This window comes from Streptomyces sp. NPDC005551 (assembly GCF_042871785.1).
Taxonomy (GTDB): Bacteria; Actinomycetota; Actinomycetes; order Streptomycetales; family Streptomycetaceae; genus Streptomyces.
Map to the genome: position 1 here is coordinate 199,654 of NZ_JBIAJE010000004.1, position 22,645 is coordinate 222,298.

Annotated in this window: 20 protein-coding genes; 9 read left to right on the forward strand and 11 right to left on the reverse strand. The window is 68.4% G+C overall.

All coding sequences use genetic code 11. The features are described 5' to 3' along the window. Positions 1 to 45 precede the first annotated feature (45 nt). A complete protein-coding gene (locus tag ACFYP4_RS13245) occupies positions 46 to 1,191 on the forward strand; it encodes a cystathionine gamma-lyase (RefSeq protein ID WP_358852272.1) in 1,146 nt (381 codons plus the stop codon). Positions 1,192 to 1,637: 446 nt separating this feature from the next. Next, the gene (locus tag ACFYP4_RS13250) at positions 1,638 to 2,120 is read left to right on the forward strand and encodes an NUDIX hydrolase (RefSeq protein WP_358852271.1); all 483 of its coding nucleotides are present in this window, start codon (positions 1,638 to 1,640) and stop codon (positions 2,118 to 2,120) included. Positions 2,121 to 2,153: 33 nt separating this feature from the next. Here the strand turns inward: ACFYP4_RS13250 and ACFYP4_RS13255 are convergent, their stop codons facing one another. Next, the gene (locus ACFYP4_RS13255) at positions 2,154 to 3,746 is read right to left on the reverse strand and encodes a globin domain-containing protein (protein WP_358852270.1); all 1,593 of its coding nucleotides are present in this window, start codon (positions 3,744 to 3,746) and stop codon (positions 2,154 to 2,156) included. A gap of 542 nt (positions 3,747 to 4,288) precedes the next feature. On the opposite strand from ACFYP4_RS13255, the gene ACFYP4_RS13260 reads away from it, so the two are divergent. Next, a complete protein-coding gene (locus tag ACFYP4_RS13260; RefSeq protein WP_388785256.1) occupies positions 4,289 to 5,155 on the forward strand; it encodes a GNAT family N-acetyltransferase in 867 nt (288 codons plus the stop codon). Between the two features lie 66 nt (positions 5,156 to 5,221). Here ACFYP4_RS13260 and ACFYP4_RS13265 read toward each other — a convergent pair whose 3' ends face one another. Continuing rightward, on the reverse strand, positions 5,222 to 5,644 hold the full coding sequence (locus ACFYP4_RS13265; protein WP_358852268.1) for a heme-binding protein: 423 nt from the start codon (positions 5,642 to 5,644) through the stop codon (positions 5,222 to 5,224). Between the two features lie 129 nt (positions 5,645 to 5,773). Further along, positions 5,774 to 6,982 (reverse strand): MFS transporter, encoded by a 1,209-nt coding sequence (locus ACFYP4_RS13270; RefSeq protein WP_358852267.1) that lies wholly within the window; start codon positions 6,980 to 6,982, stop codon positions 5,774 to 5,776. Between the two features lie 142 nt (positions 6,983 to 7,124). On the opposite strand from ACFYP4_RS13270, the gene ACFYP4_RS13275 reads away from it, so the two are divergent. Both ACFYP4_RS13275 and ACFYP4_RS13280 read left to right on the forward strand, forming a co-directional pair. Next, entirely contained in the window at positions 7,125 to 7,583 is a 459-nt protein-coding gene (locus ACFYP4_RS13275) for a MarR family transcriptional regulator (protein ID WP_358852266.1), read from the forward strand. 61 nt (positions 7,584 to 7,644) lie between these two features. Further along, positions 7,645 to 8,097, forward strand: a complete 453-nt coding sequence (locus tag ACFYP4_RS13280) for a GNAT family N-acetyltransferase (RefSeq protein ID WP_358852265.1) — start codon at positions 7,645 to 7,647, stop codon at positions 8,095 to 8,097. A gap of 69 nt (positions 8,098 to 8,166) precedes the next feature. Here the strand turns inward: ACFYP4_RS13280 and ACFYP4_RS13285 are convergent, their stop codons facing one another. Both ACFYP4_RS13285 and dnaB read right to left on the reverse strand, forming a co-directional pair. Continuing rightward, positions 8,167 to 9,552: a serine hydrolase domain-containing protein gene (locus ACFYP4_RS13285; protein WP_388785259.1), complete on the reverse strand. Its 1,386-nt coding sequence runs from the start codon at positions 9,550 to 9,552 to the stop codon at positions 8,167 to 8,169. A gap of 180 nt (positions 9,553 to 9,732) precedes the next feature. Next, a complete protein-coding gene (gene dnaB, locus ACFYP4_RS13290) occupies positions 9,733 to 11,211 on the reverse strand; it encodes a replicative DNA helicase (protein ID WP_358854513.1) in 1,479 nt (492 codons plus the stop codon). A 459-nt stretch (positions 11,212 to 11,670) separates the two neighbouring features. Here dnaB and ACFYP4_RS13295 point away from each other — a divergent pair, with 459 nt between their 5' ends. After that, positions 11,671 to 13,008: an MATE family efflux transporter gene (locus ACFYP4_RS13295; protein ID WP_388785261.1), complete on the forward strand. Its 1,338-nt coding sequence runs from the start codon at positions 11,671 to 11,673 to the stop codon at positions 13,006 to 13,008. A gap of 169 nt (positions 13,009 to 13,177) precedes the next feature. Here ACFYP4_RS13295 and rplI read toward each other — a convergent pair whose 3' ends face one another. The 4 genes from rplI to rpsF form a co-directional block, all read right to left on the reverse strand. Continuing rightward, positions 13,178 to 13,624, reverse strand: coding sequence for a 50S ribosomal protein L9 (gene rplI, locus ACFYP4_RS13300; protein ID WP_121404978.1), 447 nt, complete (start codon positions 13,622 to 13,624; stop codon positions 13,178 to 13,180). Positions 13,625 to 13,642: 18 nt separating this feature from the next. Beyond that, the gene (gene rpsR / locus ACFYP4_RS13305; RefSeq protein WP_003949403.1) at positions 13,643 to 13,879 is read right to left on the reverse strand and encodes a 30S ribosomal protein S18; all 237 of its coding nucleotides are present in this window, start codon (positions 13,877 to 13,879) and stop codon (positions 13,643 to 13,645) included. Between the two features lie 44 nt (positions 13,880 to 13,923). After that, positions 13,924 to 14,526 carry a single-stranded DNA-binding protein gene (locus ACFYP4_RS13310; RefSeq protein ID WP_388785263.1) on the reverse strand — a complete coding sequence of 201 codons (603 nt, stop codon included), beginning with the start codon at positions 14,524 to 14,526 and terminating at the stop codon, positions 13,924 to 13,926. 78 nt (positions 14,527 to 14,604) lie between these two features. Then, positions 14,605 to 14,895 carry a 30S ribosomal protein S6 gene (gene rpsF, locus ACFYP4_RS13315; RefSeq protein WP_004950685.1) on the reverse strand — a complete coding sequence of 97 codons (291 nt, stop codon included), beginning with the start codon at positions 14,893 to 14,895 and terminating at the stop codon, positions 14,605 to 14,607. 287 nt (positions 14,896 to 15,182) lie between these two features. On the opposite strand from rpsF, the gene ACFYP4_RS13320 reads away from it, so the two are divergent. From ACFYP4_RS13320 to ACFYP4_RS13330, 3 genes are all read left to right on the forward strand, one after another. Beyond that, complete coding sequence (locus ACFYP4_RS13320) at positions 15,183 to 15,497, forward strand: hypothetical protein (RefSeq protein WP_358854516.1); 315 nt, start codon at positions 15,183 to 15,185, stop codon at positions 15,495 to 15,497. 208 nt (positions 15,498 to 15,705) lie between these two features. Next, positions 15,706 to 16,827: a peptidoglycan bridge formation glycyltransferase FemX gene (femX, locus tag ACFYP4_RS13325; RefSeq protein ID WP_388785266.1), complete on the forward strand. Its 1,122-nt coding sequence runs from the start codon at positions 15,706 to 15,708 to the stop codon at positions 16,825 to 16,827. A gap of 128 nt (positions 16,828 to 16,955) precedes the next feature. Continuing rightward, positions 16,956 to 17,987 carry an alanine racemase gene (locus ACFYP4_RS13330; RefSeq protein WP_358854518.1) on the forward strand — a complete coding sequence of 344 codons (1,032 nt, stop codon included), beginning with the start codon at positions 16,956 to 16,958 and terminating at the stop codon, positions 17,985 to 17,987. A 97-nt stretch (positions 17,988 to 18,084) separates the two neighbouring features. On the opposite strand, the gene ACFYP4_RS13335 is transcribed toward ACFYP4_RS13330, so the two are convergent. After that, complete coding sequence (locus ACFYP4_RS13335) at positions 18,085 to 19,593, reverse strand: glycosyltransferase 87 family protein (RefSeq protein WP_358854519.1); 1,509 nt, start codon at positions 19,591 to 19,593, stop codon at positions 18,085 to 18,087. A 107-nt stretch (positions 19,594 to 19,700) separates the two neighbouring features. Next, entirely contained in the window at positions 19,701 to 22,418 is a 2,718-nt protein-coding gene (locus ACFYP4_RS13340) for a transglycosylase domain-containing protein (protein ID WP_388785268.1), read from the reverse strand. Positions 22,419 to 22,645: the final 227 nt, after the last annotated feature.

A 22,645-nucleotide genomic window follows, 5' to 3' on the forward strand; every position in this document is an offset into this window, starting at 1 on the left:
AGAACTGCCCGCCTCGACAGACCGGCACGTGAAGGGACGGGCAGCATGACATCCGGGGATTTCGGTACGGAGACCGGTGACGGCACGCGCGCGGTGCGGGCCGGACTGCCCGAACCCGTCAAGTACGAGCCGACCCTCCCGGGGCCCGTCTTCGCGGCGCACTTCCACCTTCCGGGCGACCCCACGGGCCCGTACACCTACGGCCGGGACGAGAACCCGACCTGGACGCTCCTCGAGCGGGCGATCGGCGAGCTCGAGGCACCCTCGCTGAGTGACGTCACCACGCTCGCCTTCCCGTCGGGCATGGCCGCCATCTCGGCGGTCCTCTTCTCCCAGCTGAGCGCCGGCGACATCGTGGTCCTTCCGGACGACGGCTACCAGGTGCTGCCCCTGGTGCGCGAGCAGCTGACCGCCTACGGCATCGAGGTGCGCACCGCGCCTACCGCGGGCGACGCGCAGCTCGACGTTCTCGACGGAGCGAAGCTGCTGTGGATCGAGACCCCCTCGAACCCGGGGCTCGACGTGTGCGACGTGCGGCGGCTCGTCGCGGCCGCTCACGCCCAGGGGACCCTCGTCGCCGTCGACAACACCCTGGCGACCCCGCTCGGCCAGCGACCGCTGGAACTGGGCGCCGACTTCTCCGTGGCCAGCGGCACCAAAATGCTCACCGGGCACGGCGATGTCCTGCTCGGCTACGTCAGCGGGCGCGACGCCGAGCTGATGGTCCCCGTGCGCCGCTGGCGCAAGATCGTGGGGGCGATCCCCGGCCCCATGGAGGCCTGGCTGGCGCACCGCTCGCTCGCCACGCTCCAGTTGCGTGCCGACCGGCAGAACGCCAACGCCCTCGTGATCGCCGAGGCGCTGCGCGGCCGCTCCGAGGTGAGCGGGCTGCGCCATCCCGGGCTGCCCGGCGACCCCTCGCACAAGATCGCCTCGCAGCAGATGCGGCGATTCGGGTGCGTGGTGTCCTTCACGCTGCCCACGCGTGAGCGTGCCGAGCGTTTTCTGGGCGCGCTGCGGCTCGTGGACGACGCGACCAGCTTCGGCGGGGTGCGGTCCACGGCGGAGCGGCGCGGCCGGTGGGGCGGGGACGCGGTGCCGGAGGGCTTCATCCGTTTCTCGGCCGGCGCCGAGGACCCGCAGGACCTCGTGGCGGACGTGCTGCGCGCGCTCGACGAGTCGGCGCGGTGACCGCCTCCTGAGAGCGACCGACCGGTCCGCTGGTGCGCGCGGGACGACGGCGAAGGTTTTCCGCTCCGCGCGCAAGACGGTCCGAGCCTCCCCCCTCGTGGCTCGGACCGTCACGGCTCCGTGCGCGAAGAACCGTGCCTACAAGGCTAGTTGACTTGGTGTCAGTATCCAATCACGGTGGCGACAGAGATCTATCGATCTATATAAACCTGGCCGTCACGACGGCCCGCCCCCAAGGTGCCCCGCTCACCGCGACTCCGCTCTGCCCGGAACTCCGGCCATGCCGCACATCGCGCGGGCGTACGAGGGGCTGCTGCGCGCCGCAGGGGAGTGGAGCTGAGGACGAGGCCTGGCCTCCGGTCGACACACGACGGCGCGAGGGCCCTTCTGGCGCTCCCGCAGCGTCGCGATGTTTCACGTGGAACCAACCGGGCCACATTCCTCCCATGACCGTCCGACCCGTGGTCAAGCGCACCGCCCGCGCCATCCTGCTCGATGGCGACGATCTCATTCTGATCAAACGCACCAAGCCCGGCGTCGATCCCTACTGGCTCACCCCGGGTGGCGGGGTCGAGCCGGAGGACACGACCGTCGTCGACGCACTCCACCGGGAGCTTCACGAGGAACTCGGCGCCAAGATCATCGACGTGGTGCCCTGCTTCGTGGACACCGTCGAGCACATCGGGGAGGACGGGGGCGCGACCGGCGTGAAGGTCCAGCACTTCTTCGTGTGCCACCTCGAGTCCATGGATCCCGCTCAGCGGCACGGGCCGGAGGTGGACGACCCGTGCGGCGAGTACGAGATCGTGCGGATCCCCTTCACCCGGGTCGGCATCGCCTCCGTGCACCTCGTCCCGCTGTCCCTGCGGCACTACCTCGACGCCAACATCGAGGGTGTGCGGGCGATGCACGCCCCGGATCTGGGCTGACGTTCGTCCGGACTGCGCTCTCGGTACTCGGCGTCAGGCGCCCGCCGAGACCAGTTCCTCCACCGAGTCGTGCCGGATGCGGTTCGACGGAATGCCGATGTCCCGCAACGCGTCCACCCCACTGCGGATCATGCCTGGGGGGCCGGCGAGGTAGGCGTCGTATTCGTTCCACGGCCCGTACTCGCGTACGGCATCGGGGAGCTGCAGGTGCGCCTGCTGGTCGACGATCGGACGCACCGACAGCCAGGGATGGCTCTGCTGGAGCCGGAGCATCGTGTCGATGTCGTACAGATCGTGCCCCGTACGAGCGCCGTAGAAGACCTCCACGGTGCGCCGCTCGCCGTGCTCGGCGACATCCTCGACCAGGGCCTTGATGGGGGCTATGCCGGTGCCACCGCCCAGGCAGAGCAGCCCGCTCTCCGTGGTGTGGTCGACGGTCATCGTGCCCGCCGGCGGGCCGAGCCGGACGATGTCGCCGGGCCGGGCACGGTGGACCAGCGCGTTGGACACCCAGCCCGCCGGGACCGCTTTCACGTGGAACGACAGCAGCCCGTCGGAGCGCGGTGCCGAGGCGAACGAGTAGTGCCGCCAGATCCGCGGCCACCAGGGCGTCTCCATGCTTGCGTACTGACCGGCGAGGAAGGGGTAGGGCTGGTCCGGGCGCACGGTGAGCACGGCGATGTCCGGGGTCCGCAGTTCGTGCGATACGACTTCCGCGTGCCACCAGGCCGGAGCACGCAGTTCGTCGGCGGCCGCCGCATCGATCATGACCTGGGAGATCGTCGTGTACGCCCGCACCCAGGCCGCCTCGGTCTGCTCGTCCCAGACCGAGGAGGCGTACCGGCTCAGCGAACCGATGAGGCACTCGCCGACGGCCGGGTAGTGCTCGGGGCGCGTGCCGTACTTGCGGTGGCCCCGGCCGAGGTTCTGCAGGTATGCAACAAGAACGTCGGTGTTGTCGATGTGCTCGGCCGCGGTGAGCAGGGCCCTGAGCAGCCGGTCCCGCTGTGTGTCCATCGCCGCCGGGAAGAGGGACCGCAGGTCGGGGTGGCGCACGAAGAGCAGCGCGTAGAAGTACGAGGTGACCTTGTCGGCGACCGGGCCGATCTCCGCCATGGTCCGTTGGATCAGCACCGCGTCGGGGGAAGCGGACGCCATGGGCCCGGGACGCTGTGCGGCCTCGGGCGGTTCGGGAACCGGGGCGTACGGGCGAGGGGTGTGCCGTTCGGTCTCGGCGGAGTCGGCCCCCGGGCCGGTGGCTCCCTGCGCGGGCTCGGACCGCGGTGCCCCGGCGGGTACAGGGCCGGGCCGGCGCGTCTCGTCGGACGGGGCATGGGCGGGCCGGGGTGCCTCGCCGGGCGCAGTGGCCGCAGGTGTCACGGCAGGGGGTACGACGGGCAGCGTCTCCCCTATTCGTTCCGGCCCCGCCGCACTCTCGCCGGGCACGGACCTGCCGCGCGGTCTCATACCCGCCAGGCGGCTGCCCTCGGTCGCGTGCGTCTCCCCGGTGGGGGACTCGGGCTTGGTGCGCGGTGTGAACCAACCGCCTCCGCCGTCGCCGCCGGGCGCGCCGTTGTCGGCCGGCGTTGTGGTCGGAGCGTCCATACTGTGCCTCGCCTCGAACATCTTTCGGTCGGTCTGCGCACCCCCTCGGGGGAGATGGATGCTTTCCCCCGCAGACGGTGCCCTTTGCATCCCCGTTCAGTCCCGTCGGTCGATGCGGCCACATTTGAGCCGGGTTACTGCCCTTGCGGACACGTAAGACGAGAGTGTGACATTGGCCGCACCAGCATCTCGCAGCGTCCCATCACCGACCGGCGGTCGTCCTCATAGCGAAAAGCGCGGTCTTCGATCTCTCCGTCCCGTTACGCTGCCTCGGCCTGTACTCGCGATCGGTAGTTCCGTCCCCCGCCCGCACGCGAATCGAAGTCGACCCTACCGGCCGACGGCACGCACAGAGTCCTCTCCTGCTCGATCCCGAATTCGACGGCCCAGCCGTCAATTCCGCAATTATCTCGACGGACGGGTGGACCCTTTCGCTGACGTGCGGTGTTTCACGTGAAACATCGGCCCGCACCGGTGCGGCCTTGCCTGAACTGGCCAGAAGAACAGTCGTGTCCGTGCAAACCGGTGGACGTCATGGGTGCCTGTCGTACAGCCTGACCTGCGTGTCGACACCTCCCCTCGCTGCGCAGCCCATCCGCCGCCTCACGCTCCGTGATCTCACCGCTTGCGCCGACCTGTCCGAGAACCGCGGATGGCCTCGCGAAGAACACAAATGGGGTTTCCTGCTGACAGCAGGGGCCGGATACGGCATCGACGATCCCCTGGGCGGGCTCGTCGCCGCCTGTGTCGTCACCGAGTACGGGCCACGGGACCGCCCCGACCTGAGCGCGATCGGCATGGTGCTCGTCGCCGACCGGTATGCGCGCCAGGGTGTCGGCCGCCGGTTGATGCGCCATGTCGTCGCAGAGATGGGCCCCACCCCGCTGACTCTCCACGCGACCCCCTACGGCCGGCCTCTCTACGAGGAGCTGGGCTTCAAGACCACCGGTCGGGCCGAGATGGTCCGGGGCCACTTCGTCCCGGACGGGGAGGGACCGCAGGTCGCCACGCGCTCCGCGACCGCCGAGGATCTCCCCGCCATCCTGCGGTTGGACGAAGAGGTCTTCGGGTGCGACCGCACTCCCGTGATCACCCGGTTGCCGGCCTTCGCGGATCAGCTGCGCGTCGCCGAGGAGAAGAGCCGCATCACCGGTTACGCGGCCGCCTGGCCGAACATGGAGACCCACGTCGTGGGTCCGCTGATCGCCCGGGACACGGAGACGGCGAAGGCGCTCATCGCCGCACTGGCGGCGCACACGGACCGTCCCCTGCGCACCGACATCGACGTCCGCCACGGTGAGCTCCTGAGCTGGGCCAAGGACCACGGCTTGGAGCCCGTCGCCTTCAACGCGGTCATGACGTACGGGATCGCGGAACTGCCCGGTGACTGGACGCGACGCTTCGCCCCGTTGACCGTGGCGGCTGGCTGAGGGGGCAACATCGCAGGAGCCGGTCCCAGAACAGGGGGACCGGCTCCTGCGACTAGTGGGCCCGGGTCACGCAAGGGCCTCCACAGCCGTCATGGCGAAGCCGTGGTCCTGCTCGGGTGCTCCTCCGCCGACCCCGATCGCGCCGATCAGCCGGCCGTCACGGTGGACCGGCACTCCGCCCGCGATGAACAGCAGCGGACGGTCGAGCGCGGTGGGCAGGGTATGGAAGAGGCCGCCGGGCTGGACCGCGTCGACGAGGTCGGCCGTTGCGGTGTCCAGCTGGAGCGCGGTATAGGCCTTGCGCGTGCTGGTCTCGCCGGAGATCAGCACAGCGCGATCGTCCCGCCGGAAGGCGAGCAGATGTCCGCCCCCGTCCAGCACGGTGACGCTGACGGCGACCCCGGCGGCCCCAGCGGCGCGATGGGCCGCGGTGACGAGGAGTTCGGCGTCCTGGACGGTCAGCGGGGTGACGGCTGTGGTGGTGCTCATGAGGGGATTTCTCCTTGCGGGGTGATACCGAGCGGGCGGCGTGACGCGGACGGTCGTTCCGACATGTGCGAAGTGCCGGTTCCGAGCCGGGGGCGGAGGCAGCCCGTCTCCGCGACCGGCAGAGCAGGGTCAGTGGTGGACTGCGGCGTGCCGCTCGGCGGGCACGGCGCTCGCGGGCACCGTGCTGCCTGCGCCGGCCCGGCGCTCCAGGGCGGCCGAGACGACGGCCAGAACCAGGGCAGCCGCGGCGAGGACGGCCCCCACCCAGTTCGGGGCGGTGTAACCGAGGCCCGCCGCGATGACGATGCCGCCGAGCCAGGCGGACAGGGCGTTGCCCAGATTGAAGGCACCGATGTTCACGGCGGAGGCGAGCGTCGGAGCGCCATGGGCCTGGTCGAGGACGCGCTTCTGCAGCGGTGGCACGGTCGCGAAGCCGAGCGCGCCGATCAGCGCGATCGTGACGGCCGCGAGGATCTTGTTGTGTGCGGTGAGCGTGAAGAGCGCGAGCACCAGTGCGAGGCCGCCCAGGGACACGTACAGCATTGGCATCAGGGCTCGGTCGGCGAATTTGCCGCCGACGAGGTTGCCGCCGACCATACCGAGGCCGAAGAGGACCAGGAGCCACGTGACGGAGCCCTCGGCGAATCCGGCGACGTGCGTCATCATCGGCGCGATGTAGGTGATGGCGGCGAAGACTCCTCCGAAGCCGAGGACGGTCATCGCCATGGCGAGCAGCACCTGCACGTTCTTGAACGCGGCCAGCTCGTCTCGGAGGTGTACGCCTTCCGGCTTCGGCATGTCGGGTACCAGCCTGGCGATGCCGAGGAATCCGATCACGCCGAGCACGGCGACACCTGCGAAGGTGACGCGCCAGCCCGCGGACTGCCCGATCAGGGTGCCGAGCGGGACACCGACCACGTTGGCGATGGTGAGCCCGCTGAACATCATGGCGATGGCGCCGGCCTTCTTCTCCGGGGCGACCAGCTCCGCGGCAACCACGGAACCGATGCCGAAGAAGGCTCCGTGGGCCAGGGAGGCGACAACGCGCCCCACGAGCATCAGGCCGAAGGCCGGGGCGACGGCCGAGAGCAGGTTGCCGAGGACGAACAGCCCCATCAGCAGCATCAGCATCCGCTTGCGGGACACCTTCGTGCCCAGCGCGGTCATGATCGGGGCGCCGATCACTACGCCGAGCGCGTAGCCGGTCACCAGAAGCCCGGCCGTGGGGATGGAGACGCCGAAGTCGCCCGCGACCTGGGGCAGTACGCCCATGATCACGAATTCCGTGGTGCCGATTCCGAAGGCCCCGATCGCGAGGGCCAGAAGCGCGAGAGGCATGGGTGGATGCACCTTCCCAGATGATTGCAGGAGCGCTTTGCGTGCGTCCACAATAGTTGCACACGCGGGCTATACGCAAACGACGTCTATTGCGTCTGTGCTCTATCCTGGGTTCAGCCGCTCCGGGACGGAGGAACACGCCATGACAGCGACGGACCCCGCACTCACCGCCCTGGCCCAGGGCTGGTGCGCCCTTTCCCTGTTGCACGGAAGGATCGAGGCGCACATCGAGCGCGCCCTTCAGGCCAGGCACGACCTCAGCGTGCGGGAGTACTCCCTGCTCGACGTGCTCAGCCGGCAGCACGACGGCGAGGGCGGCCACCTGCAGATGAAGCAGGTCGCCGATGCGGTCGTTCTCAGCCAGAGCGCCACCACCCGTTTGGTCACCCGGCTCGAGGACCGCGGGCTCCTGTCCCGTTACCTGTGCCCGACCGACCGCCGCGGCATCTACACGAACGTCAGCCAGGCAGGGCTCAAGCTGCTGGAAGCGGCACGTCCCACCAATGACGCCGCCTTGCGTGAGGCACTCGACGCCGCGGCGGAGGTTCCCGAGCTGGTCCCACTGGTCCGGGTCGTGCAGTCCGTCAGCGTGCCGGCGTAGCTACGGCCTCCTGCGGCAGCCCTGCCCACGGGCGACGACCACGCCTGCGTAGGGTGCCGACATGGGAGATCTTGAGATTCGACCCGCAGTCGCAGACGACGTCTTGGCCATCGTCGCCATGCTCGCGGACGATCCGCTGGGAGCCCAGCGGGAGTCGCCCGATGATCTGACGCCGTACCTCGCCGCGCTGGAACGCCTCAGCGGTGATCCGAACCAGCATCTGATGGTGGCCGTGCGCCAGGGCCGGGTCGTCGGCACCCTGCAGCTCACGGTCGTTCCCGGCCTCTCTCGAAAGGGAGCGACCCGCTCGGTCATCGAGGGCGTACGCGTCCACGCCGACGAGCGCGGCAGCGGTCTCGGCACGCAGCTCATCGAGTGGGCAATCGACGAATCCAGGCGCCAGGGATGCCAGTTGGTCCAGCTCACCTCCGACGTGACCCGCACCGACGCGCACCGCTTCTACGAGCGGCTCGGCTTCGCCGCGTCGCACGTCGGTTTCAAGCTCCCGCTCTGAGGGCGGTTGCCGTTTCTGCGTGAGGGGCGTCCTGTTTCACGTGAAACAGGACGCCCCTCAGCGAAGGCTTCAGCGAATTCCGCGCCAGCCCTCAGGGTCGACGCCGCCCGGCACCGGGGCGCCCTCGTCGTACGGCTGATGCGTGAACACGAACGATCCGAGGTCCAGGTGGCTCACGGATCCGTCCGGCCGCCGTACGGCCCGCAGCAGCTCCCCCGCGTAATAGCCGTCGAGCCCTGTCCACGTCCCGTCACCGTTCATCCGGAAGCGAGAGCGTCGGCCGTGGCCGGACAACGGACCCAGTGACAGGCCCTCGTCGGATGACAGACGCAGCGCGACGGCCTGCGTCCCCCAGTACCAGGGCCCCGCCAGCTCCAGCACCCTCGCGTCAAGCTCCGGCAGCGGCCTCCACGGGGACGGAATCCGCGGTTCGGCCTCTGCCACCAGACGGACGAGATCGGCGGCCACGTTCGACACCAGGGGGCCCGAGGTGCAGTTGGCCAGCACCACGGCCGCCAGATCGTCCTCCACGCTGATCGTCACGTTCGCGAGAAAGCCCGGCAGAGAACCGGAATGCCCGACGAGGAGCCGCCCGTCCCGCTGCTGGATCTGCAGACCCAGTCCGTACGCGGAACCGGCCGCCACCTCCGCGGCTTCGGCCGGCGCGGCGGGGGTACGCATTTCGCGCACGGACTCCGCGCTCAGCACCCGGTCGTCACCCCTGGCCAGAAAGACGGCGAAGTGAGCCAAGTCCCTGGCGGTGGACCACAGCTGACCGGCCGGCGCCATCCTCCCGAGGTCTTCGGAGGGCTCTGGAAGCAACACGTCCGCCCATGGATGCACCGCCCATCCGCCCGCATGCGGAGCCTGCGGACGACAGCTCGTACGGTGCAGGCGCAGCGGCTCGAGCACCTCTCGTCGCAGCACCTCTTCCCAAGGCGCCTTCCGCAACTCCTCCACCAGGGCGCCGAGCAGCGTGTAACCGGGATTCGAATAATGGTGGCGCCGCCCGGCCGGATGCCGGAAGGGCTGCTCGCCCAGCACGTCGGCGAGCTCCGGGCGCAGTGAACCGGGCGTCCGCTCCCACCAGGGAGCGGGTGACTCCGCCGCCAGTCCGCCGGTGTGCGCCAGCAGTTCGGCGATCGTGGCCTCCCCCGCGCCGGTACCCGGCAGGTGCTTCTCCAGTGGGTCGCCGAGATCCAGCACACCCTCGTCACGCAGCCGCAGGACAAGTACGGCGGTGAAGGTCTTGGTGATCGAACCGATCCGGTACTGCACGTTCTCGTCCGGGCCGTGCCCCTCCACCGAGGTACGGGATCCCGTCCACACCGGCTGCCCGTCCCTGACGACCGTCGCGACCAGCGACGGCGCCCTCCCTTCGGTCTGAGCGGTGGCGATGCGGTGCAGCAGCGTGCGGCGTGTGGCGGGAAGCAGCTCTTCCTCGGGTGTTGTCATGCCCCCAGTCCACCCCGGCCGCCGGCGCACGTCGAGCGCATTTCATCCGTGGCGGACCGACGGGGAAACGCCCCGGACCGGCACGGCGGCCACCTCGTCCCGGACGACCAGCGGGGCGTTACCGGTGGCCGGCAGGACCACCCCCTAGGCGCCGGCGCCCGGACCGGCATCGCCGCCCGATCAGATCTGCGCCATGTCCACGAAACGGGAGTAGTGGCCCTGGAAGGCCACCGTGATGGTCGCCGTCGGACCGTTACGGTGCTTGGCCACGATCAGGTCGGCCTCACCGGCGCGGGGTGACTCCTTCTCGTACGCGTCCTCACGGTGCAACAGGATGACCATGTCGGCGTCCTGCTCGATGGAACCCGACTCACGAAGGTCCGAGACCATCGGCTTCTTGTCCGTGCGCTGCTCGGGACCACGGTTCAGCTGCGACAGCGCGATGACCGGGACCTCCAGCTCCTTGGCGAGCAGCTTGAGGTTTCGGGACATGTCCGAGACCTCCTGCTGGCGGTTCTCGGCGCGCTTGGAGCCACCGGACTGCATCAGCTGGAGGTAGTCGATGACGACCAGTCTGATGTCGTTGCGCTGCTTGAGACGGCGGCACTTGGCACGGATCTCCATCATCGACAGGTTGGGCGAGTCGTCGATGAAGAGGGGGGCAGCCGAGACGTCCGGCATCCGGCGGGCCAACCGGGTCCAGTCCTCGTCGGTCATCGTGCCGGACCGCATGTGGTGCAGGGCTACGCGGGCCTCGGCGGACAGCAGACGCATGGCGATCTCGTTGCGGCCCATCTCGAGCGAGAAGATGACGCTGGGCAGGTTGTTCTTGATCGAAGCGGCCCGCGCGAAGTCCAGGGCGAGGGTGGACTTACCCATGGCGGGGCGGGCGGCGATGACGATCATCTGGCCAGGGTGCAGGCCGTTCGTGAGCGAGTCGAAGTCGGTGAAACCGGTGGGCACGCCGGTCATCTCGCCGCTGCGTGAGCCGATCGCCTCGATCTCGTCGAGCGCGCCCTCCATGATGTCGCCGAGGGGCAGATAGTCCTCGCTGGTGCGCTGCTCGGTGACCGCGTAGATCTCGGCCTGCGCGCTGTTGACGATCTCGTCCACATCGCCGTCGGCCGCGTATCCCATCTGCGTGATCCGCGTACCCGCCTCGACCAGGCGGCGCAGGACGGCACGCTCGTGGACGATCTCCGCGTAGTACTCGGCGTTGGCCGCGGTGGGAACCGTCTGGACGAGAGTGTGCAGATACGATGCGCCGCCGACCTTGGTGATCTCGCCACGCTTGGTGAGTTCGGCCGCGACCGTGATCGGGTCGGCGGGCTCCCCCTTCGCGTACAGATCGAGGATCGCCGTGTAGATGGTCTCGTGCGCGGGCCGGTAGAAGTCGTGGCCCTTGATGACCTCGACGACGTCTGCGATGGCGTCCTTGGACAGGAGCATGCCACCGAGGACCGACTGCTCGGCGTCCAGGTCCTGCGGCGGTACGCGCTCGAAGGCGGAACCACCGCCGTCCCACTCGCCGCCCTCGCGGCCTCGGTCATGCTGCTCGTCACGGTTCCGGCCGACGTCGCGGCGCTGACGGGAGGCGGGCAGACGATCACTGGGACCGCTGTCGGCCCACGGGTCGTCCAAGGGCTCGGAAATACTCACCGAGCCACCTCCTCCCGTCCGCCGAGCGGACCTAGCCGTGCCCCTCTTTTCTACGGCACGGCACTGACAAATGAAGTCACCCAACTCCGGTTCTGACGCGTCGGTTTTGCCAGGTTTCCGAGGACGGAGGAGAGAGCGGGCGCGCCCCACGTTAGGCCTGCCGGCACCGTCAGCCAATCTGGTTATCCACAGGCCATGTGGACGACTGCCCGGATGCTGTGGAGAACCTGGCCAAAGCTGTGCACGAGCCGGTGGACAGCCCTGTGAACAAGCACTCAGTCCCTTCAATGCAACCGCCCTGACCAGCAACTTTGCCGTCCACTGGCTGTGCAGAAGAAAAACTTTCCCGACCGGGCCAAGATCTCCTCGAACACCGCACGACGGCGTCTGTCGCGCGCCCGCAAGTAAGGGTTGCATCAGGTTTGCATGTCTTACCTGTGGAAGATTAGATTGGTGCTCATGACACAGGCTCCCGCGACACCCAGGGCCGTCCGGCGCCGGCATGACCGCGAGATCGTCGCGCTGGCCGTCCCGGCCTTCGGCGCGCTGGTGGCCGAGCCCCTTTTCGTGATGGCCGACAGCGCGATAGTCGGCCATCTCGGCACCGCCCAACTGGCCGGCCTCGGGGTGGCTTCGGCTCTCCTCATGACTGCCGTGGGCGTCTTCGTCTTCCTCGCCTACGCCACGACGTCCGCCGTCGCCCGGCGTGTCGGGGCGGGCGATCTCCGCGCCGCGATCCGCCAGGGCATGGACGGCATCTGGCTCGCTCTGTTGATCGGCGCGAGCGTCATCGCCGTCACCCTGCCGACGGCACCCGCCCTGGTGAAGCTCTTCGGCGCCTCGGACACAGCCGCTCCCTACGCGATCACCTACCTGCGGATCTCGGCGCTCGGCGTCCCGGCCATGCTTGTCGTACTCGCTGCCACCGGCGTCCTGCGAGGCCTGCAAAACACGAAAACTCCGCTGTACGTCGCCGTCGCGGGCTTCGTGGCCAACGCCGCCCTCAACGCGGGCCTCGTCTACGGCGCCGGTCTCGGCATCGCCGGCTCGGCCTGGGGCACCGTCATCGCCCAGTTCGGCATGGCCGCCGTCTATCTGTACGTCGTCGTCCGAGGTGCCCGCAAGCACGGTGCGTCCTTGCGACCGGATCTGGACGGGATCCGGGCCTGCGCGCAGACCGGCGCTCCGCTCCTGGTGCGCACGCTGTCACTGCGGGCGATCCTCATGATCGCCACTGCCGTCGCCGCGCGGCTCGGAGATGCCGAGATGGCGGCGCACCAGATCATCCTCTCCCTGTGGAGTCTTCTCGCTTTCGCACTCGACGCGATCGCCATCGCCGGGCAGGCCATCATCGGCCGTTATCTGGGCGCGAACGATGCCGGAGGGGCTCGCGAAGCCTGCCGACGGATGGTGCAGTGGGGCGTCGCTGTCGGGATCGTTCTCGGTCTGCTGCTCGCGTTCTCCCGGCCGCTGTTCCTGCCGCTCTTCACCGACGACTCCGTGGTGCGGGACGCCGCTCTGCCCGCTCTTCTCTTGGTGGCGGTCGTGCAGCCGGTCTCCGGCATCGTCTTCGTCCTCGACGGAGTACTCATGGGCGCCGGGGACGGCCCGTACCTCGCACGAGCCATGATCCTCACGCTTGCGGTCTTCGCTCCGGTCGCGCTGCTCGTACCGCGCCTCGGGGGAGGGCTGACCGTCCTTTGGGCCGCCATGAGCCTGATGATGACGGTGCGGATGCTGACCCTGTGGCTGCGATCCCGCTCGGGCCGTTGGATCATCACCGGTGCCACCCGCTGACGGCTGTCAGCGCTGCTCGGCTGTTTCACGTGAAACGGCGTGTTTCACGTGAAACACGCAGAGCTGAAAAGTCCCCGGCCGCCCCATCCAGATCGGTCCCACCACGACGAAGAAGGGCCGCACCCCCGGAGGGATGCGGCCCTTCTCTCAGCTGTGCTGAGCGCTGCACTCAGGCAGCGACGACCTCGATGTTGACCTTGGCGGCAACCTCGGGGTGCAGACGCACGGACGTCTCGTGGGCGCCCAGGGTCTTGATCGGCGAGCCCAGCTCGATGCGGCGCTTGTCGACCTCGGGGCCACCGGAAGCCTTGATCGCCGAAGCGATGTCGGCCGGGGTGACGGAACCGAAGAGACGACCGGCGTCGCCGGAGCGGACGGCCAGACGGACCTTGACGCCCTCGAGGCGGCCCTTGATCTCGTTGGCCTGCTCGATGGTCGCGATCTCGTGGATCTTGCGAGCACGACGAATCTGCTCGACGTCCTTCTCGCCACCCTTGGTCCAGCGGATCGCAAAGTTCCGCGGGATCAGGTAGTTGCGAGCGTAACCGTCCTTGACGTCGACGACGTCGCCCGCGGCACCGAGGCCGGAGACCTCGTGGGTGAGGATGATCTTCATTTTTCGGTCACCCTTCCCTTATCGCGCGGTGGAGGTGTAGGGCAGCAGCGCCATCTCACGGCTGTTCTTCACAGCCGTGGCGACGTCACGCTGGTGCTGCGTGCAGTTGCCGGTCACGCGGCGGGCACGGATCTTGCCGCGGTCGGAAATGAACTTCCGCAGCATGTTCGTGTCCTTGTAGTCCACGTACGTGACCTTGTCCTTGCAGAAAGCGCAGACCTTCTTCTTCGGCTTGCGCACAGGCGGCTTCGCCATGATGTATCTCCTGTGTGATCAAGAAGTGGGGTACGAACCGGCCCTTAGAAGGGAGGCTCGTCCGAGTAGCCGCCGCCGGAGCCGCCGGAGCTTCCGCCCCAGCCGCCGCCACCGCCGCCGCCGCTCTGGTTGCCGCCGCCGGCAGGAGCGCTGGTCGCCCAGGGGTCGTCGGCGGGAGCGCCGCCACCCTGCGGCTGAGTGCCGCCGGAGCTTCCGCCCCAGCTGCCGCCGCTCTGCTGGCCGCCGCCGCCACCGCCGCCGTAACCGCCCTGGCCGCCTCGACCGGTGGTCTTGGTGACCTTGGCCGTGGCGTTCTTCAGGCTGGCGCCGACTTCCTCGACGTCCAGCTCGTAGACCGTGCGCTTGACGCCCTCACGGTCCTCGTAGGACCGCTGCTTCAGCCGGCCCTGCACGATCACGCGCATGCCTCGCTGAAGCGACTCTGCGACGTTCTCCGCCGCCTGACGCCAGACCGAGCAGGTCAGGAACAGGCTCTCGCCGTCCTTCCACTCGTTGGTCTGACGGTCGAAGGTGCGGGGGGTGGACGCGACACGGAACTTCGCGACCGCCGCACCGGAGGGGGTGAAGCGCAGCTCGGGGTCGTCGACAAGATTGCCGACGACCGTGATGACGGTCTCGCCTGCCATGGGGGAACCTCTCGGCGGGTTTGCTGCTGGCTGCTTGGTGCTGCTACTCGGATCCCGAGATCAACTGAGCGGGAGAGCTCAGTGGGTCTCGGGGCGGAGGACCTTGGTCCGGAGGACCGACTCGTTCAGGTTCATCTGGCGGTCGAGCTCCTTGACGACCGCAGGCTCGGCCTGCAGGTCGATGACCGAGTAGATGCCCTCGGGCTTCTTCTTGATCTCGTACGCGAGACGACGACGGCCCCAGGTGTCGACCTTCTCGACCTTTCCGTTGCCCTCACGGACGACGGAGAGGAAGTTCTCGATCAGCGGGGAGACAGCACGCTCCTCGAGATCGGGGTCGAGGATGACCATCACTTCGTAGTGACGCATGTGGAACCCACCTCCTTTGGACTCAGCGGCCACGGTCGTTCCGTGGCAGGAGGGTTGTTATGCGTACGCAACGGTATCCGCCGCCACTGACAACTGGGTTTCTCGTTCGGAGATCCGAGCGGGAGTCCCTGTCGTGACTCGGCCACGGCCTGGGCAGACACCGGTGCAGAGAGTACAGAGTACCCGCACGGTGGCTTCCGGTTGAAATCCGGCGGGGGAGAGCGTCAATCTGTACACATCGGGTGTGAATGGCGCTACGATGCGCCACCTTCCGCAGGAGGTGCCCTATGGCACAGACAATGCGCCCCAACATCGGTGGTTCCCTGCTCGCGACCGACGGCAAGCCCCACCCCCTCCAGGACACGCTGTTGTGGGTGACCGCCGTCCTCGGTGTCATCGCCTTCGTGACCGCGATGTTCCACAGCCTCCACCTGATCAGTTCCTGGGCCGGCCTGGTGGGCGTCATCACCGGGGCCTACGGCCAGTTCATCTCCGAGACGACCCGCGAACGCTTCGGCCTGATCCTGGGTCTCGGCGCCTCGGCCTTCGGCTTCTTCCTCGGCATGGCCCACGGCGGTCTCTTCGGCGGCGTCATCAACTGACGGCTCCGTACCCACCGGCACCCCCGGAGGTCCGGTTGTCAGCCTGACCCGGCACCCGCCGGGCCACACGCCTCACGTCCCCGACCGTCCCCGGCCGGGGACGCAGGGTGCACACGGCCAAACAGTGCGCTCGCGGGGCACAGTAGGCTTCGGCGCGAGAGCCGGAGCCCCTGCACCCGCGGGCCACACCAGCCGAGGAGCGCCCCGAATGAGCCTGACCCTGAGGACCATCAGCCGAGAGCAGCATCTGGCATACATCCAGAGCCTGCCCGCGGCGAGCCACATGCAGGTCCCCGCCTGGGCGGATGTCAAGGCGGAGTGGCGCTCCGAGAACCTCGGATGGTTCGACGACAGGACCGGCGAGATGGTCGGCGCGGGCCTGGTGCTGTACCGCCAGCTGCCGAAGATCAAGCGCTATCTCGCCTATCTTCCCGAGGGCCCGGTCATCAACTGGTTCGCTCCGAACCTCGACGACTGGCTGCAGCCGATGCTCGCGCACCTCAAGCAGCAGGGCGCCTTCTCCGTGAAGATGGGCCCGCCGGTGATCATCCGGCGCTGGGAGGCCGCGTCCATCAAGGGCGGCATCCAGAACCCCGACGTGAAGCGCCTGCGGGACATCGAGGCGGACTTCATCGAGCCCCGCGCCTTCGAGGTCGCCGACAAACTGCGCCGCATGGGCTGGCAGCAGGGTGAGGACGGCGGCGCCGGCTTCGGTGACGTGCAGCCCCGCTATGTCTTCCAGGTGCCGCTGGCCAACCGGTCGCTGGAAGAGGTCCACGGGAACTTCAACCAGCTGTGGCGCCGCAACATCAAGAAGGCCGAGAAGTCGGGCGTCGAGGTCGTCCAGGGTGGCTACCATGACCTGGAGGAGTGGCAGCGGCTGTACGAGATCACCGCCCTGCGCGACCACTTCCGGCCCCGCCCGCTCTCGTACTTCCAGCGCATGTGGACGGCACTCAACAACGAGGACCCCAACCGCATGCGGCTGTACTTCGCCCGGCACAACGGGGTGAACCTGTCCGCGGCGACAATGCTCGTCGTCGGCGGCCACGTCTGGTACTCGTACGGCGCCTCGGACAACATCGGCCGCGAGGTCCGGCCCTCGAACGCGATGCAGTGGCGGATGCTGCGCGACTCGTACGCCCTCGGCGCGACGGTCTACGACCTGCGCGGCATCTCCGACTCGCTGGACGAGACGGACCACCTCTTCGGTCTGATCCAGTTCAAGGTGGGCACGGGCGGGCAGGCGGCCGAGTACCTCGGCGAGTGGGACTTCCCGCTCAACAAGCTGCTCCACAAGGCTCTCGATATGTATATGTCGCGCCGCTGACCCGGTCCGGTCCGCCCTCCGCGCCGTCTACGCGGCGCGGTATCGCCGCGAAGGCCCGGCGGATCCGCCACACTTTCCTTTCATACCTCTGATACACCGCAGCCACGAGAAAGGTTCCGGGACCGGCCATGGCGCTCACGCTCAACGTCGACACCGCGCGCTGGCGGGCACACCACAAGCACGTGCAGGAGCAGTTCCCGGGGCTCGTACCCGTCTGCAAGGGCAACGGCTACGGCTTCGGCCACGAGCGGCTCGCCGACGAGGCCACGCGCCTCGGCTCGGACGTCCTCGCCGTCGGCACCACGTACGAGGCCGCCCGGATCAAGGACTGGTTCGGTGGCGATCTGCTGGTCCTGACGCCGTTCAGGAGGGGCGAGGAGCCCGTACCGCTGCCCGACCGTGTCATCCGCTCCGTATCGTCGATAGACGGCGTGTACGGCCTCGTGGGCGCCCGCGTCGTCATCGAGGTCATGTCCTCGATGAAGCGGCACGGCGTGAGTGAACAGGATCTGCCCCACCTGCACTCCGCCATAGAGAACGTGCGGCTGGAAGGCTTCGCCATCCACCTGCCGCTGGACCGCACGGACGGTTCGGACGCCGTCGAGGAGGTCATCGGCTGGATGGACCGCCTGCGCGCGGCCCGTCTGCCGCTGCACACGATGTTCGTCAGCCACCTCAAGGCCGACGAACTCGCCCGCCTTCAGCAGCAGTTCCCGCAGACCCACTTCCGCGCCCGCATCGGTACGCGGCTGTGGCTGGGGGACCACGAGGCGACCGAGTACCGCGGCGCCGTCCTTGACGTCACGCGCGTGTCCAAGGGCGAGCGCTTCGGCTACCGGCAGCAGAAGGCGGCCTCGGACGGCTATCTGGTCGTCGTGGCGGGCGGTACGTCGCACGGGGTGGGGCTGGAGGCCCCCAAGGCGCTGCACGGCGTCATGCCGCGCGCCAAGGGCGTCGCCCGCGCGGGCCTCGCGACGGTCAACCGCAACCTTTCCCCGTTCGTCTGGGGCGGCAAGCAGCGTTGGTTCGCGGAGCCGCCCCACATGCAGGTCTCGATCCTCTTCGTGCCCTCGGACGCCCCCGAGCCGAAGGTGGGCGAGGAACTGGTGGCCCATCTGCGGCACACCACCACGCAGTTCGACCGGATCGTCGACCGCTGACCGCACGAGGGCCGGGCGGGACCGCCTGGACCAAGGACGAAAGGCCGTACACGGACACCGTGTACGGCCTTTCGCGTGGCTGCTGCGGCTCGTTCGCTCAGAGCGAACTGTCCTCCGTGTTCGCGTTCCGCGCACCCCATTCGACCTGAGTTCCTTCGACGTGCGCCGCGTGCCGGGGCGGATGCGCCGCGGCCCCCACGACGAACACGTCCTCAGCGCCGTCCAGCACACCTCCCGACGGGTCGTCGTCGCCGGCCCGGCGCACCGGGTCCCGCTCCGGCAGCAGGATGTCCCGCACCACCACGGCACAGATGTACAGCGTCCCCAGCAGGTGCACGGCGATGGCGGCCTGGTACCCCTCGGTGGGCAGGCCCTTGTGGGCCTCTCCGCTGGTCGTGTACGCGAGGTACATCCAGATCCCGACGAAGTACGCGACCTCGCACGCCTGCCAGATGAGGAAGTCGCGCCAGCGCGGGCGGGCCAGCGCGGCAAGGGGGACCAGCCACAGCACGTACTGGGGCGAGTAGACCTTGTTGGTGAGGATGAAGGCCGCGACGATCAGGAAGGCGAGCTGCGCGAAGCGCGGACGGCGGGGGGCCGTCACCGTGAGCGCGGCGATGCCCACGCAGGCCAGCAGCATCAGGACGGTGGCGAACGTGTTGATGTTGTCCGTGGTCAGGAGAGAGCTCTGCCAGCGCTGGGAGAGGATCAGCCAGAAGGAGCCGAAGTCGACCCCGCGCTCCTGGCTGAAGGTGTAGAACTTCGACCAGCCCTCGAAAGCGAAGACCATCACGGGCAGGTTCACGGCGAGCCAGGCCACGACCGCGCCGCCCACCGCGATCCGGAACTCACGCCACCTTCCGGCACGCCAGCACAGCATCAGCAGCGGGCCCAGCAGCAGGAACGGATAGAGCTTGGCGGCCGTGGCGAGCCCCAGCAGGACGCCGAACGCGAGGGAGCGGCCCCGGGACCACATCAGCATGGCGGCGGCGGTCAGAGCGACGGCCAGCAGGTCCCAGTTGATGGTGGCGGTCAGGGCGAAAGCGGGGGCGAGGGCGACCAGCAGACCGTCCCAGGGGCGGCGTGCGTGGGTGCGTGCGACGCACACGGCGATGATCGCCGCGCACACCATCAGCATCCCGGAGTTGACCATCCAGTAGAACTGCTCCTGGTGCTGGATGCTGCCGCTACCTGGGGTGAGCCAGGAGGCGACCTCCATGAACACACCGGTGAGCACCGGGTACTCGAGGTAGTCCATGTCGCCGCTGAGCTTGTCGAAGTACGGTACGAGCCCGTCGGCGAAGCCGCGTCCCTGGTAGAGGTGCGGGATGTCCGAGTAGCACGCGTGCGTGTACTGGGAGCTGGCACCGAAGAACCAGGCGCCGTCGTAGCAGGGCAGCTTCTGCACCATGCCGAGGGCGAACATGCCGATCGCGATGAGCGCGACGACCCGCACGGGGGTCCACCAGGACGTCCCCGGCAGCGCTCGTCGTCCGAGGGGGCCACCGATCAGCTCACTGCCGTTCGCGGCGACCTCGTCCTCCCTGGTCGGGTGTACCGGTTCCGGCTCGTGCACGCTCGCTCGCGTCGTTTCTGCACTGGGCATGCCGCACATCCTGCCGTACGCACCTGGGAATACGCCGAGGGCCGCCGCACCTGGTCGGTGCGGCGGCCCATGTTTCACGTGAAACACACTTCGGCCGGCAGGGCTCGCTATCCGCCCGGACCGCCGAAGAGGCCTCCGTTGCCGTTGCCTCGCGTGTTTCCGGTCCCGGTGGACTCCGTCGGTGAAGACGTCACGCCGCCGTCCGTACCGCCGGTGTCGGTGCCGCCCGTGTTGGTCCCGCCGTTGTTGTTGCAGTTCCAGTCCCACTTGCCACAGCTCTCGCTCGGCGAGGGCGAGGGCGAGGACGACGAGGGAGTCTCGCTGGGCGTCTCGCTCGGCGTCGGACTTGCCTTCCGGCTCTCGGTCACCGAGGGAGTCACGGTCGGCGTCGGTACGTCATTGACGACCGTGCCGATGTCCTTGGGCGTCGGGAAGTTCTTCACCGGCTCATTCTTGAGGGCCTGCGCCATGTAGTCGTGCCAGATCTCGGCCGGGAACGAGGCGCCGTGAATCTTCTCCTGGCCACCCGTTCCGTACATTTCCAGGAACTCGCGCTTCTTGCTGCTCTCGTTGTCGTCCATCCGGTACATCGTGATCGCGGTGGAGAGCTGCGGGGTGTAGCCGACGAACCAGGCGGACTTGTTGCCGTCGGTGGTACCGGTCTTGCCGGCCACCGGACGGCCGGGGAGCTGGGCGGCTGTACCGGTGCCCTCGTCGACCACGGTCTTCAGCACATCGGTGACGTTGTCGGCCACCTCCGAGGTGAAGGCCTGCTTGGACTTGTTCTCGTGCTGGAAGACCGTGCCGTGCTTGTCGGTGACTTCCTCGACCGAGTACGGGTCGTGCTGCTTGCCGCTGTCGGCGAACGTGCCGTACGCGCCGGCCATCCGGATCGCGCTCGGGTCCGAGGTGCCGATCGAGAACGAGGGGAAGTTGGCGCTGGCCAGGCTGGTCTTGAGAATGCCCGCCTCCATGGCGGCATCCCTGACCTTTTCCAGGCCGACGTCCATACCGAGCTGCACGTACGCCGAGTTCGCGGAGACCCTCATCGCCTCACGGAGGTCGATGTTGAAGGACGGCGGGTTGTACGACTCATTGCCGTCGTTCTTCTGCAGCCATTCGTTGCCGTCCTTGTCCTGCCAGACGTTCCCGTTGTACTCCTCGATCTTGAGCTTGTTCCTGCCGCTGTACAGGCTCTTCGGCGAGACGATGGTGCGCTCGTCCTGTGCCTGCTCCGGGTCGCCGTCAGGGTTGCGCACACCCCAGGACATGGCCGCTGCCAGCACGAACGGCTTGAACGTCGAACCCACCTGGGCACCGGTCTGGTCGGCGTTGTTGGTGAAGTGCTTGGTCGCGTCCTCGCCACCGTAGATGGCCTTGATCGCGCCCGTGTCCGGGTCGACGGACGCTCCACCGAACTGAACGTACTTGTCCTTGTCCGGACGCAGCTCGGGCTTGATGTTCTTCTTGCGGACGTCCTTCACGGCCTTCTCGAGAGCCTTGACCTTGCCCTGGTCGAAGGTCGTGTGGATCTCGTAGCCGCCCTGCTGGAGCTTGTTCGCCGTGATCCCGGTCTTGTCCGAGTTGTTGATCAGGTATGCCTTCGCCAGGTCGACGAGGTAGCCGATCTGACCGCTCAGCTGGGCATTGGACCGGGGATTCTGCATCTTCGGGAAGGATGTGAACTTCGCACGCACCGTGGGCGACAGGCGCCCGTCCTTGACCTCTTCGTCGAGGATCCACTTCCACCGGGCGACGGCGCGCTTTTGATTCGCCTCGGGAGTGGCACCGACGGGGTCGATCGACTCGGCACCGGCCGGGTCGTAGTAGGTGGCGCCCTTCAGCACGGCGGCGAGGAAGGCGCACTGGCTCTCATTGAGCTTCTGGGCGTCCTTGTCGAAGTACGCATGTGCGGCCGCCTGGATCCCGTAGGCGTTGCGCCCGTAGTACGCGGAGTTCAGGTAGCCGGCCATGATCTTCTCCTTGGGCTCCTGAGCACCCACCTTTATGGAGACGAACAGCTCTTTGAACTTCCGGGAGATCGTCTGCGACTGGTCGTCCAGCATGGCGTTCTTCACGTACTGCTGGGTGATGGTGGAGCCGCCCTGCGTCTGACCGCCCTTGGCCATGTTGACAAAGGCCCGGGCGATGCCCATCGGGTCGACACCCCTGTCGTTCTCGAACGTCTTGTTCTCGGCCGACATGACGGCGAAGCGCATCGCCTTGGGGATCTTCTCGTAGCTGATGATCTGGCGGTTCGTCTCACCGCCGGTCGCGACCATCTGTTTGCCGTTCGACCAGTAGTAGACGTTGTTCTGCGCCTCGGCGGTCTTGGCCACGTCCGGCACGTCCACCAGCGCGTACGCCACGCCCGCGACCGCCACCAGGCTGCCGAAGAACCCGATGAACAGCCCCGTCACGAGCCTCCAGGAGGGCACCCAGCGCGACGCGCCGTATCTGCCCGCACGGGGATAGTCGACGAAGCGTTTCTTGTCGGGTCCTGGACGGCCTCGGCCGCGCCCGGGACCGCCGGGTCCACCGGGGCCGCCCCGCCTTCCGCCGCCCACGCCTCCGGACCCGCCGGCGCCTGCGCCCTCGGCAGTTCGGCGCCGGCCGCCCCCACTGTTCCTCTGGACGGCCCGCCGGGCCTCGGCACGGCTCCCGTACGGGCGCTCCTCACCCCCTGAGCCGTAGGCATCGGAAGGAGACCCGGTGACGCCCCGCGGTGCGGCACGGCGACCGGAGGACGGGCCGGGCTGACCGCGTCGGGCCGCGGCACGCCCGCCGCCCTGCGGCTGCGGCGGTTTGCGACGGTGCTCGCTCATCGAACGATTACTCCTCGGGCAGGCGCACCTTTGCGCGCCTGGAAACGGCGGCTGGTTTCCGGTCCCCCCGAAGTACGGATGCGGCAGTCATCGCATTCACCCGTACTGCACCGAGGACAGGGACGTCCCCGGGCATCACTCGGTTCCCGGCGGTCTGCATGGCGCACAGACTACGCACCGTCAAAACCCACCGAGGGCCCAAGTTCACCCCAAATCAGGCAACTCAC